Source organism: Streptomyces sp. NPDC001902, assembly GCF_042891295.1.
In the GTDB taxonomy this organism is placed as follows: Bacteria; Actinomycetota; Actinomycetes; order Streptomycetales; family Streptomycetaceae; genus Actinacidiphila.
Genome location: NZ_JBIATA010000037.1, coordinates 43373 through 61433 on the forward strand (window position 1 = coordinate 43373; position 18061 = coordinate 61433).

Consider the following 18061-nt stretch of genomic DNA (forward strand, 5'->3'; position numbering starts at 1 on the left):
ATGGGCGGATGTCATCCACCCGCAGGGAACCGTTTCCGTACCGATCCCGTCCAACCGGCGTGCTGCTGGGAAGCTTCCGCAAAGCGGTGTCGGTCGCGCTGCTGGCTGCGTCACTGACGACGCTCTCCGCCGCATGCGGCCGGCAGCAGCCCGCCACCGGTCTGCCCCCCTCCGACAGCGCGGGTGGCGGCCCCGCCCCCTCCGCGATCACCACCGTGCCCGCCGGCCCGGGCACGGCGGCCTCCGCACCCGCGGACCCGGCACCGTCCACCGCGGCGTCCCCGCCTGGGAACGGGGCGGTCTCCACCCGGCGCGTGTACTTCACCGAGACCACGCGCGGGGTGCCCGCGGTGCACACGGTCCTCGACGGCGAGCGCGACCTGAGCCGGTTCCCCGGCTACTTCATGAAGTCGGCGCCGCAGATCGCCGACGCCATCGCCCAGCGCGCCGCACGGACCGACTTCTCGCGCTCGGTCCTGGTCGCCTGGAGCCGCACCACCGGCTGCAACAGCACGAAGGACGCGATCCTCTTCCGCAGCGGCGACCGGCTGGTGCTCGGTCTCGCGCAGACCCCGATGGGCCAGTGCCTGGTCGCCAACCAGGTGGTGGCCGTGTTCGAGGTGCCGCGCGACCGGATGCCGAAGCGGCCGCGCTTCGCGCAGGAGACGGACCCGCGGGCCGATCCGCCCGCCCCGGGGAGCACGCTGGCGTTCGGCGGTCTCGAGGACACCCGGGAGCCCGGCGGCCGCCGCAGCACCGAGGTCACCTCGTCCCGGCAGCTCGAGGCCTTCCTCGCCGGTCTGCCCCGCAAGGGGGCCGCCGCTCTGCGCGAGCAACTGGCACGGCATCCGCGGCGCGGTGACGAGCGGCGCTTCGGTTTCCTGCTGACGGGCTGCCGGCCCACCGGAGCCGTCCTGACCATCGGCCGGCGGGAGCTGTCGGCGTCCCCCACCGGGGACGAGACCATCCGCTGCATCCAGACCCAGCGCTACGCGGCGGTGCTCGCGGTGCCGTCCCGGCTCGTCCCGGCGCGTGCCCAACTCATTGACTGACAATAACTTTCCGGCTAAGCGTGTCTGCTTGAAGGTTTCTTTCAGCACGCCCCCCACCTCCTGCCGGAAGGAGTCCGTCATGCACAGCAGTCCCCATCCGTCCCGCCGTACGGTGCTCGGTGCCGCCGCGGCCGCCTCCACCGCCCTCGCCCTCGGCGTCCCGGGCACCGCGAACGCGGCCGCGACGGACCGCAGACGCGTCCGTGCGCTCATCGACCGCATGAGCATCGAGGAGAAGATCGGCCAGCTCTTCGTCATGCGCGTGTACGGCCATTCGGCCACCGCCCCCGATCCGGCCGACGTCGCCGCGAACCAGGCCGAGATCGGGGTCTCCAACGCGGCCGAGCTGATCGCCAAGTACCACGTCGGCGGCATCATCTACTTCGCGTGGGCCCACAACACCCGCGATCCGCACCAGATCGCCGACCTGTCCAACGGCATACAGCGGGCCTCCAGGATCCCCCTGCTGATCTCCACCGACCAGGAGCACGGCGCCGTCGCCCGGGTCGGCTCCCCCGCCACGCTCTTCCCCGGCGGGATGGCGCTCGGTGCGGGCGGCAGCACTGCGGACGCCCGGCGGGCCGCGGCCGTCGCCGGGGCCGAACTGGCGGCGATGGGCATCACCCAGGACTACGCGCCGGTCGCCGACGTCAACGTCAACCCCGCCAACCCCGTCATCGGGGTGCGCTCCTTCGGCGCCGACCCGAAGGCCGTCGCCGCGCTCGTCGCCGCCCAGGTGGAGGGTTACCAGCGGGCCGGGATCGTCGCCACCGCCAAGCACTTCCCCGGTCACGGTGACACCGGCACCGACAGCCACTTCGAACTGCCGGTCATCACGCACTCGCTCGAGGAGTGGCGGCGCCTGGACGCCCCGCCCTTCCGCGCGGCGATCGCCGCCGGCATCGACTCGATCATGACCGCGCACATCCTGGTGCCCGCACTCGACGACTCCGGTGACCCGGCCACGCTGTCCCGGCCCATCCTCACCGGCATCCTGCGCGAGGAACTCGGTTACGACGGCGTGGTCGTCACCGACTCCCTCGGCATGGAGGGCGTGCGCCAGAAGTACGGCGACGACCGGGTCCCGGTGCTCGCCCTGAAGGCCGGCGCCGACCAACTGCTCAACCCGCCGGTCCTGGAGACCGCCTGGCAGGGCGTCCTGGCCGCCGTGAAGTCCGGCGAGCTCACCGAGGAACGCCTCGACGAGTCCCTCACCCGGGTCCTCATGCTCAAGGCGCGGCGCGGGCTGCTCGACGACCCGTACGTCACCCACCGCGGCGTGGACCGGGTGGTCGGCACCCGCGGCCACCTGGCGGAGGCCGACCGGATCACCGGACGCACCGTCACCCTGCTGGCGAACCAGGGGGCGCTGCCGCTGCCCGCGCACCGCCGGCTGCTGGTCGTCGGCGCCGACCCCGCCGCGCCCTCGGGCACCGGCGGGCCGCCCACCGCGGTGCTCGGCGCGGCCCTGGCCGGCCTCGGGCACACCGCGCAGGTCCTGTCGACCGGGACCGCGCCGGGCCAGGCCGTGATCGACCAGGCGGTGGCCGCCGCGCGGGACAAGGACGCCGTGGTGGTGGCCACGTACAACGTCACCGGGGCGTCGACGGGTCAGATCGCGCTGGTGGCAGCGCTCGTCGCCACAGGTGTGCCGGTGGTGCAGATCGCGATCCGCAACCCCTACGACGTCGCCCGGCTGGACGGGGTGGCCGCCGCGCTGGCCACCTACGGCTGGACGGACGTGTCGATGCGTGCGGCCGCACGGGTACTGGCGGGCAAGGTACGGCCGAGCGGCAAGCTGCCAGTGGCCGTTCCGGCCGCGGACGACCCGGCGCGGACGCTCTACCCCGTCGGCTGGGGCCTGCGGTACTGAACCCGCCTCGCGCGGGGCGGCCCCTCCCGGGAACGGGTCACGCCACCTATCCTGCCGAAAACGGGCAACTCGCCCGGGGGGACGGGTGGGGGGCCGCCATGCGCGTGTTGTCCGGGCAACTCCTGGGTGCGGCATGGCTGGTCGCCGTGCTGCTCGTCGCCTGCTCGCCGGGCGCGGGCGGCACGGGCAGCAGCGCCGCCGGCCCGGACGTCCCGCCCGCCACGCACGCCGCGGTCTTCCTGGACCAGGGGGAGTGCGCGGCCGGCGACCCGGTGGGCTCCTACCGGGAGGTGGCGTGCTCGGACCCGGGCGCCCGGGCCCGGGTCGTCGGCCGGCTGTACGGGCTGCTGCCCGCCTCGCCGTCGCCCGCTCCCCCGCCCACCACACGGGCCGGCGACCGCTGCCCGCCGACCACGGACTTCCTGCTCACCGTCACCGCCGCCCGTCCCCAGGGGTACGCCTGCATGCGCAACCTGAAGGCCCCGCACCCAGGGGATCCCGGCGGGGGCGGCGGGCCCCGGACGATCGCGGGCGACTGCCTCTACAGCTCCCGGAAGGGACAGGTGAAGGAGACGCCCTGCGACGGGTCCGGGCCGCACGCCCCGCAGTTCCGGGTCGTGGAGCTGGCCCGCGAGCGCCGGTCCTGCCCCCGGGGGACGGCGCTGTACGTCGGGGTGGGCGGCGGGCCGGCGGGCGTGGGATGCGCCCGCCGGCTCTGACACCCGATCAGAAGGGCAGCCGGCCGGCGGCCTCGGTGCTCCGGTCGAGCTTGGCGTCGTAGGCCGCCAGCGGCTTGGCCGCCTCGGGGTCGGCACGTACGGCCGCGGGGGCGACACCGGCCCACTCCAGCACCTCGGCGGTGGCCTTCGCCTTGTCGGCCGCGCCCAGCGCGCCGATGACCGCACCGTGGTTGGCGCCGGGCGCCCACATCACGTACGAGTCGTGCGCCCCCCGCGAGAGGCGGAACGGCTCGGCCCCCCAGGGGTCGTTCTGCCCGTAGACGAAGAGCATGCGCTCGGCGTGGTGGCGCACCCAGGTGTCGACGTCGTGCATCGCGCGGGGCTGGAAGCGCATCGGGATGGAACGCGGCACGTAGGAACGCGGCTGGTAGATCCCGGGGTAGCGCAGCAGGCCCTTCAGGTGCGGGGTCGCGAAGGTCGGAGCGCCGAGCTGCGTGCCCGCCTGGTAGTAGTACGGCGTGTAGTACTCCAGGCCCTGGTCGGTGTAGAAGTCGAAGCCGGAGACGGAGTCGACGAAGGAGTAGAGGGCGTCCGTGGTGGCGGTCGCCGCGGGCACGTCCGCGCATTCCGACTGCTGGTGGTACTGCCAGAAGGCCCACACCAGGTCCAGCACCACGTTCTCGTACGCCTTGTCCGCGCTGCCGACGGTGGTGAAGGTCAGCCCGTTGTCGGCGGCGTACTGCTGGTAGCGGGCGACGATCTCGCCGCGGCGGACGAGTGCCTCGCGCTGCACGGCGTTCAGCCGCGCCCGGCAGTCGGCGGTGCCGACGGTGCGGAAGAAGCGGGTGTAGGCGGAGTCCTCGTCGTTGACCACGTCGTTGGGGGCGACGTAGGCGACGGTGCCGGCCATGTCGTGCGGGTAGAAACGGCGGTAGTACGTGGCCGTCATGCCGCCCTTGCTGGCGCCGGTGGCGAGCCAGTTCCCGGCGTAGATCCGGCTCAGCGCCCGGTGGATGCGGTGCTGGTCGCTGGCGGCCTGCCAGATGTCGAGCTTCGACCAGTCGGCGGGGGCGGGACGGGACGGGGTGAAGAAGCGGTACTCCATGGAGACCTGGTTGCCGTCCACGATCTGCGTCGGCTCGCGGCGGGAGGGGGTCGTGGAGAGGCCGTAGCCGGAGGTGTAGAACACGGTGGGCCGGTCGGTCCCCTTGTGTAGCACGGTGATCCGCTGCTGGAACGTCCCCTTGGACGGGTGCCGGTGGTCCACCGGCTGCGTGTAGTTGAGGACGAAGAAGCGGTATCCGGTGACCGGCTTCTCCTCGATCAGGCTCATCCCGGGTATCGCCAGGATGCGGTCCTTGATGTCCGGCTCGTCAGCGGTCGCGGTGGCGGCTCCACCGCCGGCGGTGCCTATGAGCAACACCAGCGCCAGCAGCCATCTGAGCGCGTTGCGCATGCCCCCTCCTTCGGGGTTCGACGGGCGTCGCCCGTGAACCTATGAGGAGGAAGTGGCTCGCCGCCAGGGGGCGTTGGGCAAAGACGGCGGCCCGGACCACCGGGGTCCGGGCCGCAATAGCGCGAAGGCGGTGCCTAGGCGACGGCCTCGCTGCTCTCGTCCTCGCCGACGAAGGTGCGCCACAGCTCGGCGTAGCGGCCGTCGGCGGCGAGGAGCTGCTCGTGCGTGCCGTCCTCGACGACCCGGCCGTGGTCGAGGAGGACGACCCGGTCGGCGCGGGCGGCGGTGGTCAGCCGGTGGGCGACGACCAGCGTGGTGCGGCGTACGGCGAGCCGGTCGGCGGCCCGGTTGACCAGGGCCTCGGTGGCCAGGTCCAGGGCGGCCGTCGCCTCGTCGAGCAGCAGGACGTCGGGGTCAACCAGCTCGGCGCGGGCCAGGGCGATCAACTGCCGCTGTCCGGCGGAGAGGTTGCGGCCCCGCTCGGAGACCGCGTGCAGGTAGCCGCCGTCCAGCGTCGCGATCATGTCGTGGGCGCCGACGGCCCGGGCCGCGGCCTCGACCTCGGCGTCGGTGGCGTCCATCCGCCCGTAGGCGATGGCGTCGCGGACCGTCCCCTCGAAGAGGTAGGCCTCCTGCGGGACGACGCCGAGCCGCTGACGGTAGCCGGTCAGGTCGAGCTCGCGGATGTCCTGGCCGTCGACGAGGACCGCACCCGAGGTCGGGTCGTAGAACCGGGCCACCATCTTGACCAGGGTCGACTTGCCCGCGCCCGTCTCGCCGACGAAGGCCACCGTCTGGCCCGCGGGGATCCGCAGGTCGATCCCGGACAGCGCCTCTGCGCCCTCCTCGGTGTAGCGGAAGTGCACGTCGCGGAAGGCGATCTCGCCGCGCAGCCGGCCGACGCCGCGCGGGGACCCGGCGGGCGGGGTGGCGGTCGGCGTGCGCAGCAGCTCGCGGATGCGGCCCAGGGACACCGACGCCTGCTGGTAGCCGTCGAAGACCTGCGAGAGCTGCTGCACGGGCGAGAAGAACAGGTCGATGTAGAGCAGGTAGGCCACCAGGGCGCCTGCGGTGAGCGTGCCCGCGCCGACGCGGTGGGCGCCGACGATCAGCACCAGGGCGGCGGCGACGCTGGACAGCAACTGCACGAAGGGGAAGTACACCGAGATCAGCCACTGCCCGCGCACACGCGCCCGCCGGTAGGCGTCGCTGCGGTCGGCGAAGCGCTCGGCGCCACCGCGCTCGCCCCGGAAGGCCTGCACGACGCGGAGCCCGGCGACGTGCTCCTGCAGGTCGGCGTTGACGACGCTGACCCGTTCCCGGGCCAGCTCGTAGGCCTTCACGGACTTGCGGCGGAAGACCCAGGTGGCGACGAAGAGCACCGGCAGGGTGGCGAAGACGATCAGCGCCAGCTGGACGTCGATCACCAGCAGCGCGACCAGGATGCCGAGGAAGGTCAGCACGCTGACCAGCGCGGTGACCAGTCCGGTCTGCAGGAACGTCGACAGCGCGTCGACGTCGGTCGTCATCCGGGTCATGATGCGGCCGCTCAGCTCGCGCTCGTAGTAGTCGAGCCCGAGCCGGTGCAGGTGGGAGAAGATCTTCACCCGGAGCGTGTAGAGCACGCGCTCGCCGGTACGGCCGGTCAGGCGCGTGGAGCCCCACTGCGCGCCCCACTGCGCGGCGACCACGGCCAGCCCCAGCAGCGAGGCGGCCCAGACGGCGCCGAGCGCGGCCTGCCGCACACCGGAGTCGATGCCGTGCCGGATCAGGACCGGCAGCAGCAGCCCGGCCAGCGCGTCGACGGCGACGAACAGCAGGCTGAGCAGCAGGGGCCCGCGGAAGCCGCGCAGCAGACTGCGCAGGCCGAAGTCCTTCTCGACGGAGGCCGCCTGGTCCTCGTCGACGTCCGGGGTGTCCAGGGCCGGGGGCAGCGCCGCCACCTGCGCGAGCAGCTCCGGGGTGGCGGGCATCCCGGCCATGGCCGAGGCCATGCCGCCCGGGCCGCCGCGCGCGGCGGCCGGGGAGGGCGCCGACTGCGTCCGCCCGGTGTCCTCGTCGCGGTGCCGGCGGTCCTGCGGCCACAGGGCCGCCGTCACGCCGCCCTCCGCGGACGCCTCGGCGGCGGGACGTGCCGCCGGGGCCGCGATCGCGCCCTCGCCGGGCCACTCGGTCAGCGGCACGACCTCGCCCGCGGGGTCATGGGTGACGACGTCCGAACCGAGCTCGTCGGGGTCCGTGAGCAGCCGCCGGTACAGCGGGCAGCGGGCCTCCAGCTCCTCGTGGGTGCCCACGTCGACCAGCCGGCCGGCCTCCAGCACGGCGATCCGGTCGGCGAGGGCGAGGGTGGAGCGGCGGTGGGCGATGAGCAGCGTCGTGCGGCCCGCCATCACCTCGCGCAGCGCGTCGTGGATCTCGGCCTCGACGCGGGCGTCCACGGCGGAGGTCGCGTCGTCGAGGACGAGCAGCCGCGGGTCGGTGAGGATGGCGCGGGCCAGGGCGACGCGCTGGCGCTGGCCGCCGGAGAGGGTCAGTCCCTGCTCGCCGACGACGGTCGCGTACCCCTCGGGCAGGGCGCTGATGAACTCGTCCGCCTGGGCGTGCCGGGTCGCGGTGAGGATCTGCTCGTCGGTGGCGTCGGGGTGGCCGTAGGCGATGTTGGCGCGGACGGTGTCGGAGAACAGGAAGCTGTCCTCCGGGACGAGCCCTATGGCGTCGCGCAGGGAGTCGAAGGTGAGCTCGCGCACGTCGCGGCCGCCGACGCGGACGGCGCCGCCGGTCACGTCGTAGAAGCGGGGCAGCAGCAGCGAGACGGTCGACTTGCCGCTGCCGGAGGCGCCGACGACGGCGACGGTCTCGCCGGGCTCGACGGTGAGCGAGAAGTCGTCCAGCACGGGACGGGTGCGGTCGTAGCCGAAGCTGACGTGGTCGAACTCGACGGTGGCCGGGGCCTCGCGGGGCAGCTGCCCGGCGCCCTCCTCCAGGCTGGGCCGGGTGTCGATGAGCTCGGTGACGCGCTCGACCCCGGCCCTGGCCTGCTGGCCGACGGTGAGCATCATCGTGAGCATGCGCACCGGGCCGGTCAGCTGGGCGAGGTAGGTCGAGAACGCGACGAAGGTGCCCAGGGTGATCTGGCCCTTCACGGCCATCCAGCCGCCGAGCGCCAGCATGCCGACCTGCCCGAGCGAGGGCACCGCCTGGAGCGCGGGACCGTAGCGCGCGTTGAACCTGATGGTGCGCAGCCGTCCGGCGAAGAGCCGCTCGCTGACCGAGCGCAGCTTGGACATCTCCTGCTGCTCCTGGCCGAAGCCCTTCACGACGCGGACGCCGGTCACCGAGCCGTCCACGATCCCGGCGACGGCGGCGGCCTGGCCCTGGGCGTACCAGGTGGCGGGGAAGAGCCGCTTGCGGCTGCGGTCGGCCAGGAACCACAGGGCGGGCGCGACGGCGAGGGCGATCAGGGTCAGCATCGGCGAGAGCACGAACATCACGACGATCGACAGGACGAAGAGCAGGACGTTGCCGATCATCATGGGCGCCATGAAGAGCAGGCCCTGGATGAGCTGCAGGTCACTGGTGGCCCGGCCGACGACCTGGCCGGTGTTGAGCTCGTCCTGGCGCGCGCCGTCCAGCCTGGTGAGCGAGTGGAACATGTCGGTGCGCATGTCGTGCTGCACGTCGAGGGCGAGCCTGCCGCCGTAGAAACGCCGCAGGAAGGTCATCAGGTAGACCACGACGGCGGCGGCGATCAGCACGGCCGCCCAGGGGGCGAGCGGCTTGTCGTGCTTGACGATGACGTCGTCGATGATCAGCTTGGGGACGAGCGGCACGAGGGCCATCACGGCCATGCCGGCGAGCGAGGAACCGAGCGCGAGGCCCACGTTCCCCCGGTAGCGCCAGCAGTACCCCATCAGCCGCCGCAGCCAGCCCTCGGCCCTCACGGCCTCGCCGGCCTTCGCTTCGTCGTCCTTCGCCGCCACCCGGTGTCCTCCCGTCCCGTCCTTTTCGCCGGAGGATCACAACGCCCTGGAGTGCGGATTTCATCCTCCCGCAACAAAACTACGACGAGGGTCCGACAGTGCTCGGGCGGAGGTCTCGGGACAAAGTCCGACGAAACGTTTCCCCCTTGGCCGGGACCGGGTGCCGGTTCATCCCAGGTGCGTCGGCGCGAACATCCGCAGCAGCGCGGGGAGCACAACCACGCAGGGGCCGGGCGCCGCGAGGGCGTCCGCGAGGTCGTCCCGGAGCCGCTCGGGGCTCGTGCGGACCGCCGGCACGCCGAAGGCGCCGGCGACTGCGACGAAGTCCGGCCGGGCCAGCTCGGTGCCGGTGGCCTCGCCGAAGGCGTCCGTCATGTACTCGCGCAGGATGCCGTAACCGCCGTCGTCGACGATCAGCCAGGTGACGGGCAGGCCGTACTGCCGGGCCGTGGCGAGCTCGGCGATCGAGTACATCGCGCCGCCGTCGCCCGAGACGGCCAGCACCGGCCGGGTGCGGTCCGCGGCGGCAGCGCCCAGCGCGGCGGGGAAGCCGTAGCCGAGACCGCCGGCGCCCTGGGCGGAGTGCATCGGGCCGGGCCAGGCGGACCAGGCCCAGTAGGCGAGGATCGTCATGTCCCAGAAGCTGGGGGCGTCCTCGGGGAGGGCGTCGCGGACGGCGGCGAGGACGCGCTGCTCCAGGCCGAGGTCCTGGCCGTCGAGACGCTCCCGGACCCGCTCCAGCAGTGCCGCCACCGCCTCGGGCGCGCCCGCGTCGCGGCGCTCGTCCACGGCCGCGGCGAGCGCGCCGAGGGCGAGCCGGGCGTCGGCGTGGATGCCGAGCGCCGGGTGGTTGGACTCCAGCTTGCCGAGGTCGGCCTCGACCTGGATCACCCGGCCGCGCGGGCGGAAGGTGTGGTAGTTCGAGGAGAGCTCGCCCAGCCCGGATCCGACGACCAGCAGGACGTCGGCCTCCTCCAGGAAGTCCGTGGTGTGCCGGTCCTCCAGCCAGCTCCGCAGCGACAGCGGGTGCTCCCACGGGAAGGCCCCCTTGCCGCCGAAGGTGCAGGCGACCGGGGCGTCGAGCCGCTCGGCGAGGGCGCGCAGCTCGGCCTCGGCCCCCGCGCGCACGACGCCGCCGCCGGCCAGCACGACCGGCCGCTCGGCGCGGGACAGCAGCGCCGCCGCCTCGGCGATCAGCTCGGCGCGAGGACGCAGCGGCCGGGGCCCGGCCGCCAGTTCCCCGACCGGCGGCACCGTGACGGGGGCGAGCAGCACGTCCTGCGGGATCTCCACCCAGACCGGCCCGTACGGCGCGGTCAGCGCCGACTCCCAGGCGGCGGCGAGGGCCGAGGGGATCTGGGAGGCGGTGCGGACGGTGTGCACCGACTTGACGATGTCGCGGAACGACGCCTTCTGGTCGGCGAGCTCGTGCAGGTAGCCGTGGCGGCCGCCGCCGAGCCCGGCGACCGGCACCTGGCTGCCGATGGCGACGACCGGCGCCGAGGCGGCGGCCGACTCCTGCAGGGCGGCGAGCGTCATCAGCGCGCCGGGGCCGGTGGAGACCAGCAGCGGCGCGGCGCCGCCCGTGACGCGGGCGTACGCGTCCGCGGCGAAGCCCGCGTTGTTCTCCACGCGCAGGCCCACGTACTCCAGCTTCGAGCGCCGCAGCGCGTCGAAGGCGCCCAGCGCGTGCTGCCCGGGCAGGCCGAAGACCGTCGTCGCGCCGAGCGCCGTCAGGGATTCGACGACCAGGTCGCCGCCGTTGCGCCCGCTCATGCGCGGCCGGCCGCGATCTGCCGGGTCATGATCGTGGTCAGCTCGTACGCGGTGTGGGAAGCCGCGACGCTGGTGATCTCGGCGTGGTCGTAGGCGGGGGCGACCTCGACGACGTCGGCGGAGATCAGGTGGCAGGAGGCCAGGCCCCGCAGGATCTCCAGCAGCTCGCGGGAGGTGATGCCGCCGGCCTCGGGGGTACCGGTGCCGGGGGCGTGGGCCGGGTCGAGGACGTCAATGTCGATGGAGATGTACAGCGGGCGGTCGCCGATGCGCTCGCGCAGCTGCTGGGCGACCTCGTCGGCGCCGCGCCGGTAGACGTCGGCGGAGGTGACGATGCCGAAGCCCATCTTCTCGTCGTCGGTGAGGTCCTGCTTGCCGTACAGCGGGCCGCGGGTGCCGACGTGGGAGAGCGCGGAGGTGTCGAGGATGCCCTCCTCGACGGCCCGGCGGAACGGGGTGCCGTGGGTGTACTCGGCGCCGAAGTAGGTGTCCCAGGTGTCGAGGTGGGCGTCGAAGTGGAGCAGGGCGACCGGGCCGTGCTTGCGGGCCATGGCGCGCAGCAGGGGCAGCGAGATGGTGTGGTCGCCGCCGAGGGTCATCAGCCGGGCACCGGTGTCGAGCAGGTCGTCGGCGGCGGCCTGGATCGTCTCGACGGCCTCGTTGATGTTGAACGGGTTGGCGGCGATGTCACCGGCGTCCGCGACCTGGGCGAGCGCGAACGGCGAGGCGTCCTGCGCCGGGTTGTACGGGCGCAGCAGACGGGAGGCCTCGCGGATCGCGTTGCCGCCGAAGCGGGCGCCGGGGCGGTAGGAGACGCCCGCGTCGAAGGGCACGCCGACCACGGCGACGTCGGTGGTGCCGACCTCGTCGAGGCGCGGGAGCCGCGCGAACGTGGCGGGACCGGCGTACCGCGGGGTGCGGGAGGAGTCGATGGGGCCGCGCGGTTCGGTGCTGCTCATGGGTAACTGCCTTCTTTCGTACGCTTCGTTGCGCTCTGCTCGCTTTGTGACTTTATCCGACCGGAACGGTCCCCTCGGCGGCCGGGACGGGGGTCCGTCCGGCCAGCCGCTCCCGCCAGGCCGCCAGCACGGCGGCGTCGGTCGGCTTGGTGGCGAGGCTCACCACGACGTAGACGACGAGGGAGGCCAGCAGGCCGTAGTAGACCGGCTCGTTGGCCAGGATGCCCTTCCAGACCATCAGGCCCACGACGGCCAGGCCGCCGACGGCCACCGAGGCGAGGGCGCCCGCCGCGGTGCCGCGCCGCCACAGCAGACCGCCGAGGATCGGTACCAGCAGCCCGCCGACGAGCAGGTTGTACGCCACGGTCAGCGCCTCGACGACGTTGTTCAGCGCGATGGCGGTGACGATGACGACCACGCCCATGATCAGGATGAAGACGCGGTTGCCCGAGACCTCGTCGTGCGCGCCCTCTTCGTCGTCCCGCCCGCGGCCGACCACGCCGCGCAGCCGCGACCAGATGTCGTTGTTGGCCACGGTGGCGCAGGCGATCAGCGCGCCGGAGGAGGTGGACATCACCGCGGAGAGCGCGGCGGCCAGCACCAGGCCGCGCACGCCCACCGGCAGCGCGTCCTTGACGATGGTGGCGAAGGCGTCGTCGGCCGCGGCCAGGTTCGGGTACAGCACCTTGGCGGCGGTGCCGATGACGGCGCCGGCGATCGCGTAGACGAGGCAGTAGACACCGGCGACGGTGCCGCCGAGCTTGGCGATCCTGTCGCTGCGGGCGGTGAACACGCGCTGCCAGATGTCCTGGCCGATGAGCATGCCGAAGGTGTAGATCAGCACGTAGGTGAAGATCGTCTGCCCGCCGATGCCCAGGGGCGCGAAGTACTCGCTCGGCAGCTGCGCCTTCATCTCCGCGAAGCCGCCCGCCTTGATCACCGCGATCGGCAGCAGCAGGACCAGCACGCCGAGGGTCTTGACCACGAACTGCACCATGTCGGTGAGCGTGATCGACCACATGCCGCCCAGCGTGGAGTACGCCACCACGACGGCGCCGCCCAGGATGATCGCCAGGGTGCGGTCCATCCCGAACAGGACGTCGAAGATCGTCGCGTAGGCGATCGTCGAGGTCACCGCGAGCATCAGCGTGTACGCCCACATGACGATGCCGGAGATGACGCCGGCCGAGCCGCCGTAGCGCAGGTCGAGCATCTCGGAGACGGTGTAGACCTTCAGGCGGGCGATGCGGGCCGAGAAGAAGACGCTCAGCGCCAGCAGGCCGAGGCCGATGGTGAAGACCATCCAGGCGCCGGACAGGCCGTACTGGTAGCCGAGGCCGACGCCGCCGATGGTGGAGGCGCCGCCGAGGACGATCGCGGCCATGGTGCCGGAGTACATCGACGGGCCCAGCCTGCGGCCGGCGACCAGGAACTCGCTCTTGGACCTGGCGCGGCGCATGCCCCACCAGCCCACGGCGAGCATGCCGGCCAGATAGCCGATGATCACGGCGTAGTCGACGGCCATGAACCCTCCTCCATCGGTCGCGCGGGCGGAGCCGCGGGCTTTCCTTTGCGGCGACGATAGGCGGCCGGGAAGAAGCGCTGAAGTGTACGTTTCATCCATCGCACCCGGTCTGGATGGAGGAAACGCACATGACTCCCCCGCGTCAGGACCTGGCGCCGCCCACGCCGCCGATCCCGCTCGCCACCCTGCTCGCCCTGCCCGACCTCGGGCTGCGCCAGGTCGCGGGACCGTCCGCGGCCGACCGGGACGTCCGCGTCCAGTGGGTGCACACCAGTGAGATGGAGGACCCCTTCCCGTACCTGCTCGGCGGGGAGCTGCTGCTGACCGCGGGGGTGCACTTCGCGTCGGCGGCGGGCGCCGGCGCCTACCTGGACCGCTACGTGGCCCGCACGGTCGAGGCGGGGGCGGCGGCGCTCGGATTCGGTCTCGCCCCGGTGCACGACGAGACCCCGGCGGCGCTGGTCGCCGCCTGTGACCGGCACGGCCTGCCGCTGGTGGAGGTGCCGCCGCGGACCCCCTTCACCGCCGTCGCGCGGGCCGTCTGGCAGGCCATGGGCGAGGCCCGGGTCCGTGAGCTGCGGCACGTCACCGAGGCACAGCAGGCCCTCGCCGCGGCCGCCGGGCGCCCGGACCCCGTGCCCTCGGTGCTGCGCAGGCTCGCCGGCCGCCTGGGCGCGTGGGCCGCGCTGATCGCCCCGGACGGTTCCGAGGTGTACGCGGCGGGGACCGCCCCGGACCCGCAGGCGCGTGCGGCGGCGGCACGGCTGGCCGGGGTGGTCCTGCCGGCGACGGACGCGCACGCGCCCTCCTCGGCGACCGACACCCACGGCGGGACGCGCCTGTCGGCGTACGCGCTGGCCGGCGGCCCCCCGAGCGAGCGGCCGGCGCTCGTCCTGGTCACGGGCCGCCCCGATCCGGGCGACCACGCGGTCGCCAACGTCGCCGCGGTCCTGCTCTCCCTGCTCACCGGCCCGCACCTGGGCAGCAGCGCGGAGGCGGGCCGGTCGGCGGCGCTGGTGCGGCTGCTGCTGGGCGCGGAGCCGCAGGAGGTGGCCCCGCTGCTGGGACCGGAGTCCCGCTGGGCCGTCGTGCACGCCCGCAAACGCGGCGGCCCGGCCGGGCCGCTGGCGGCGGCCGCGCTCGGCACGGCGCTGGGCACCGCGCTGATCGAACCGGGCGGCACCGTCGTACGCCTGCTCCTGCCGGCCGGCCGCGAGGTGACCGCCCAGCCGGGGTGGACCCTCGGGGTGAGCGGGCCGGTCGCGATGGACGCGCTCGTCACAGGGGACGGCCAGGCCGCGGGCGCGCTGCGCAGGGCGGTCGCCACCCGTGCGCCGCTGGTGATCCATCGCGGAGCCGGGCCCGGCATGAGCGGACTGGTCACCCCGGACGACGCCCGGTCCAGGGCGCGGGAGCTGCTGGCGCCGGTGGCGGACTCGCCCGCCCTGGTGGAGACGCTGCGCACCTGGATCGGCCTGCACGGGAGCTGGGACCGTACGGCCGTCGCCCTGGAGGTGCACCGCAACACCGTGCGCCAGCGCATCGGGCGCGCGGCGACCCTGCTGGAGGCGGACCTGGACGACCCGGACGTACGCATGGAGCTGTGGTTCGCGCTGCGCTGGCTGTGACCCCGTGCGCCCCGCCGCGGCGGGCTTTCTGACGTCCCGGCAGGAGGTAACGGACCGGCGTCGATCGGCGGCCCCCCGCACGCACGTCCGACAGCAGGCGACAATGGGGGTCATGCTGCCCCATGTCACCGTGCCGTCCCGCAAGGCCCTCGCCGACCACCTCGTACGCACGCGCATCGCGGGCGACGTCGCCACCCCCCGCGAGAACAACCGCTCCCACTACCGCAGACTCGCCGAGGGCGACCGCCACTACTGGTTCGGCCTGGAGTTCGGCGAGCGCTGGACGGACGAGGAGGCGGTGCTGGCGGTCATGGCCGAGCGCTGCGGGGTCGTGGCCGACCCCGGGTACCTCCTGGGGCAGGACACCATCGACCCCGAGCTGACGATCAGCGCCCTTGACCGGGCCGCCCGGATGCTCTGCAAGGCCGTGGAGGGCGGGCAACGGGTGCTGTTCGCCACCGGCCACCCCGGCGGCCTGCTGGACGTCCACCGCACCCTGGCCGCGGCCGTGCGGGCCGCCGGCGCCGAGGTCGTCGCGATCCCCGGCGGGCTGTCCACCGACGAGGGCGGCGTCTTCCAGTTCTGCGACGTGGCCATGCTGGAGCGCGGCGCCACGCTGTGGCACACCCACTCCCCCGGCCCGATGGCGGCGGTCCTCGACGCGCTGGCCGCGCAGGGCCGGCCGCTGCCCGACCTGGTCGTCGCCGACCACGGCTGGGCGGGGTGCGCCGGACAGCGCGGCATCGACGCGATCGGCTTCGCGGACTGCAACGACCCGGCCCTCTTCCTCGCCGAGGCGGAGGGCACGGTCTCGGTGACCGTCCCGCTGGACGACCACGTCACCGACCCGCGCCACTACGACGCGATGACCGCCTACCTGCTGGACGCGGCGGGCCTGACCGGCTCCGCATGACACAGGGGGCCGCACCCCCGAGGGGGCGCGGCCCGCTACTCCCGAGGGGCCCCGGGCCGCCGTCCTTCCGGCGACCCGGGGCCCTATGTCGACAGGCCGGGGCCTTCGCCCCCGCCCTTGGTCCGCGACATGAGAACCCCCGTTCCCCGTGGGCCCCCGTTTCCCCCGTCGGCCCCCGTTCTCCCTCGGTTTCCCCCGTCGACCGACGGGCGCGGCCGCCCGGACATGCGACCCGGCGGCGTGCTCGTTACGATCGCCGTCGATTCTTCCGGTCCGGCGCCGCCGGTGGATCACCCCCGGGATGGAGTTCGCGGTCCACCCTCGGGTGGAGTGGAAGGCCGTCCGGAGAAAGGCGCGGGATCGTGATACGGGTCGTGATCGTCGACGACGAGACACTGGTCAGGACCGCCCTGCGGCGCATCCTGGAGTCCGCGGGCGACATCGGTGTGGTCGCGGACTGCGACAGCCGCGCGGCACTGGCCGCCGTCCGCGCGCGCAAGCCCGACCTGGTGCTGCTGGACACGGTGATGCCGGAACCCGACGGGCTGACCGTGCTGCGCGCCGTACGGGCGCTGCCCGATCCGCCGGCCGTCGCGATGCTCACCGGATTCGACACCAGCGCCCACATCACCGCCGCCATGCGCGCGGGCGCGACCGGCTTCCTGCTCAAGGACACGGCGGTCGCCACCCTCATCGACGCCGTCCGCGTGCTCGCCTCCGGCGGGACGGTCTTCACGCCCACCGTCAGCCGCGCCGTGGTCGACGGCTACCTGGGCACGGCCGACGCCCAGGAGGCCGACCCCGCCGGGGCGCCCCTGGACCGGCTGACCGGACGGGAGCGGGAGGTGCTGCTGCTGGTCGCCGGGGGCCTGTCGAACCTGGAGATCGCCGAGCGGCTGCACATCACCGTCGCCACGGTGAAGGACCACGTCCGCGCCCTGCTGCGCAAGCTCGACGCGCCGAACCGGGTGTCGCTGGCGATCCTGGCGCACCGGGCCGGGCTCTCGCCGGGGAGCGCCGCGTGAGGCTCCCCCGGGCCGTCGCCGACGGGTGCCTGGTCGCCGTCGCGGCGACCGAGGCCTGGGCGACCCGCTCCCTGGGCGGTCCCCTCGCGCTGTCGGCGGCGTACCTGGCCGCCGGCGCCCTCGCGCTGCGCCGCCGGCTGCCGCTGACGGTGCTGCTGGCGACGCTGCCCACCCTGTCGCTGGGCTATGTGTGGCTGGCCCCCATGGCCGCGCTGTACACGATCGCCGCCGACGGCGGCGCCCTGACCGTGGCCCGCGCCCGGCGGCTGCTGCGGCGGGGGCCGCAGCCGCTCCCCGGCCGGAGGCGGATCACGCCGCCCGTGGTGGTGACGCTGGGCAGCGCGGCAGCCGTCGCCTTTGTGTCGTTCTTCCCCTGGCCGTGGATCGGGGAGGTCGACTGGGCCCCCGCCGCGACCGTGCTCGCGGTGCTGCTGTCGGCACTGCTGGCCGTGGCCCCGACGGCGCTGGGGCTGCTCGCCGCGTCACGCCGTGAGCTCGCGGCGCGGCTCGCCGAGCTGGCGGAGAGCCGGGAGCGGGAACGGCGGCTGGCCGCGGAACGGGCGGTGGTGCGGGAGCGCACCCGGCTCGCGCGGGAGATGCACGACACCGTGGCCCACCACATCAGCCTGATCGCCGTGCAGTCGGGCGCGCTGGAGGCGACCGCCCGGGGCGAGGAGGCGCGGGCCGCGGCCGGTACGGTGCGGCAGCTCAGCCGCGACGCCCTGGACGAACTGCGGCACATGGTGGGGCTGTTGCGGATGCCGGTGGCCGTGGGCGGCGAGGACGCCGGCCCGGGCCTCGCGGAGCTGCCCACCCTCCTCGCCGCGGCCGGGCCGCAGGTGCACGGCGACCTGACCGCCCTGGGCCGGCCCGGGTGCCCGCCGCCGGTGCAGCACGCGGCGTACCGCACCGTGCAAGAGGCCCTGACCAACGTGCGCAAGCACGCTCCCGGCGCGCGCACCGAGGTGACCGTACGGCTCGCCGCCGACGCGCTGCACGTCGCGGTGCGCAACGCGCCGTGCGGCGGGGGCGCGCCCGGCCCGGCGCTGCCGTCCGGCGGTCACGGCCTCACCGGGCTGCGCGAGCGCGCCGCCCAGCTGGGCGGCACCCTGGACGCGGGTCCGGAGCCGGACGGCGGCTTCCTGGTGCGGGCGACACTGCCGCTGGCCGCGGACCGGTGACCCGGTGACCCGG

General features: G+C 74.2%; 12 protein-coding genes. 7 read left to right on the plus strand and 5 right to left on the minus strand.

The window, feature by feature from the left end; translation table 11 throughout:
* Positions 1–59: 59 nt before the first annotated feature.
* The 3 genes from ACFYYN_RS38910 (at position 60) to ACFYYN_RS38920 (ending at position 3644) form a co-directional block, all read left to right on the plus strand.
* Positions 60–1052: a hypothetical protein gene (locus ACFYYN_RS38910; RefSeq protein WP_500322812.1), complete on the plus strand. Its 993-nt coding sequence runs from the start codon at positions 60–62 to the stop codon at positions 1050–1052.
* A 79-nt stretch (positions 1053–1131) separates the two neighbouring features.
* The gene (locus ACFYYN_RS38915) at positions 1132–2925 is read left to right on the plus strand and encodes a glycoside hydrolase family 3 protein (protein ID WP_500356911.1); all 1794 of its coding nucleotides are present in this window, start codon (positions 1132–1134) and stop codon (positions 2923–2925) included.
* Between the two features lie 98 nt (positions 2926–3023).
* Positions 3024–3644 carry a hypothetical protein gene (locus ACFYYN_RS38920; RefSeq protein ID WP_500549538.1) on the plus strand — a complete coding sequence of 207 codons (621 nt, stop codon included), beginning with the start codon at positions 3024–3026 and terminating at the stop codon, positions 3642–3644.
* 7 nt (positions 3645–3651) lie between these two features.
* Here ACFYYN_RS38920 and ACFYYN_RS38925 read toward each other — a convergent pair whose 3' ends face one another.
* The 5 genes from ACFYYN_RS38925 to ACFYYN_RS38945 all read right to left on the minus strand — a co-directional run bounded on the left by ACFYYN_RS38925 (position 3652) and on the right by ACFYYN_RS38945 (position 13301).
* Entirely contained in the window at positions 3652–5061 is a 1410-nt protein-coding gene (locus tag ACFYYN_RS38925) for a S28 family serine protease (RefSeq protein ID WP_500549539.1), read from the minus strand.
* Positions 5062–5195: 134 nt separating this feature from the next.
* Positions 5196–8972, minus strand: a complete 3777-nt coding sequence (locus ACFYYN_RS38930; protein ID WP_500549559.1) for an ABC transporter ATP-binding protein — start codon at positions 8970–8972, stop codon at positions 5196–5198.
* A gap of 237 nt (positions 8973–9209) precedes the next feature.
* Positions 9210–10817, minus strand: a complete 1608-nt coding sequence (locus ACFYYN_RS38935; protein ID WP_500549540.1) for a thiamine pyrophosphate-binding protein — start codon at positions 10815–10817, stop codon at positions 9210–9212.
* On the minus strand, positions 10814–11776 hold the full coding sequence (gene speB, locus ACFYYN_RS38940) for an agmatinase (protein WP_500549541.1): 963 nt from the start codon (positions 11774–11776) through the stop codon (positions 10814–10816). Before speB ends, ACFYYN_RS38935 begins: the two co-directional genes overlap by 4 nt.
* A 52-nt stretch (positions 11777–11828) precedes the next feature.
* Complete coding sequence (locus ACFYYN_RS38945) at positions 11829–13301, minus strand: sodium:solute symporter family protein (protein ID WP_500549542.1); 1473 nt, start codon at positions 13299–13301, stop codon at positions 11829–11831.
* Positions 13302–13429: 128 nt separating this feature from the next.
* Here ACFYYN_RS38945 and ACFYYN_RS38950 point away from each other — a divergent pair, with 128 nt between their 5' ends.
* The 4 genes from ACFYYN_RS38950 to ACFYYN_RS38965 all read left to right on the plus strand — a co-directional run bounded on the left by ACFYYN_RS38950 (position 13430) and on the right by ACFYYN_RS38965 (position 18048).
* Positions 13430–14929 carry a PucR family transcriptional regulator gene (locus tag ACFYYN_RS38950; RefSeq protein ID WP_500549543.1) on the plus strand — a complete coding sequence of 500 codons (1500 nt, stop codon included), beginning with the start codon at positions 13430–13432 and terminating at the stop codon, positions 14927–14929.
* Positions 14930–15032: 103 nt separating this feature from the next.
* Positions 15033–15842: a phosphatase gene (locus ACFYYN_RS38955; RefSeq protein ID WP_500322800.1), complete on the plus strand. Its 810-nt coding sequence runs from the start codon at positions 15033–15035 to the stop codon at positions 15840–15842.
* 362 nt (positions 15843–16204) lie between these two features.
* On the plus strand, positions 16205–16867 hold the full coding sequence (locus tag ACFYYN_RS38960; protein WP_500437622.1) for a response regulator: 663 nt from the start codon (positions 16205–16207) through the stop codon (positions 16865–16867).
* On the plus strand, positions 16864–18048 hold the full coding sequence (locus ACFYYN_RS38965; RefSeq protein WP_500549544.1) for a sensor histidine kinase: 1185 nt from the start codon (positions 16864–16866) through the stop codon (positions 18046–18048). The genes ACFYYN_RS38960 and ACFYYN_RS38965 overlap by 4 nt, the downstream gene beginning before the upstream one ends.
* Positions 18049–18061: the final 13 nt, after the last annotated feature.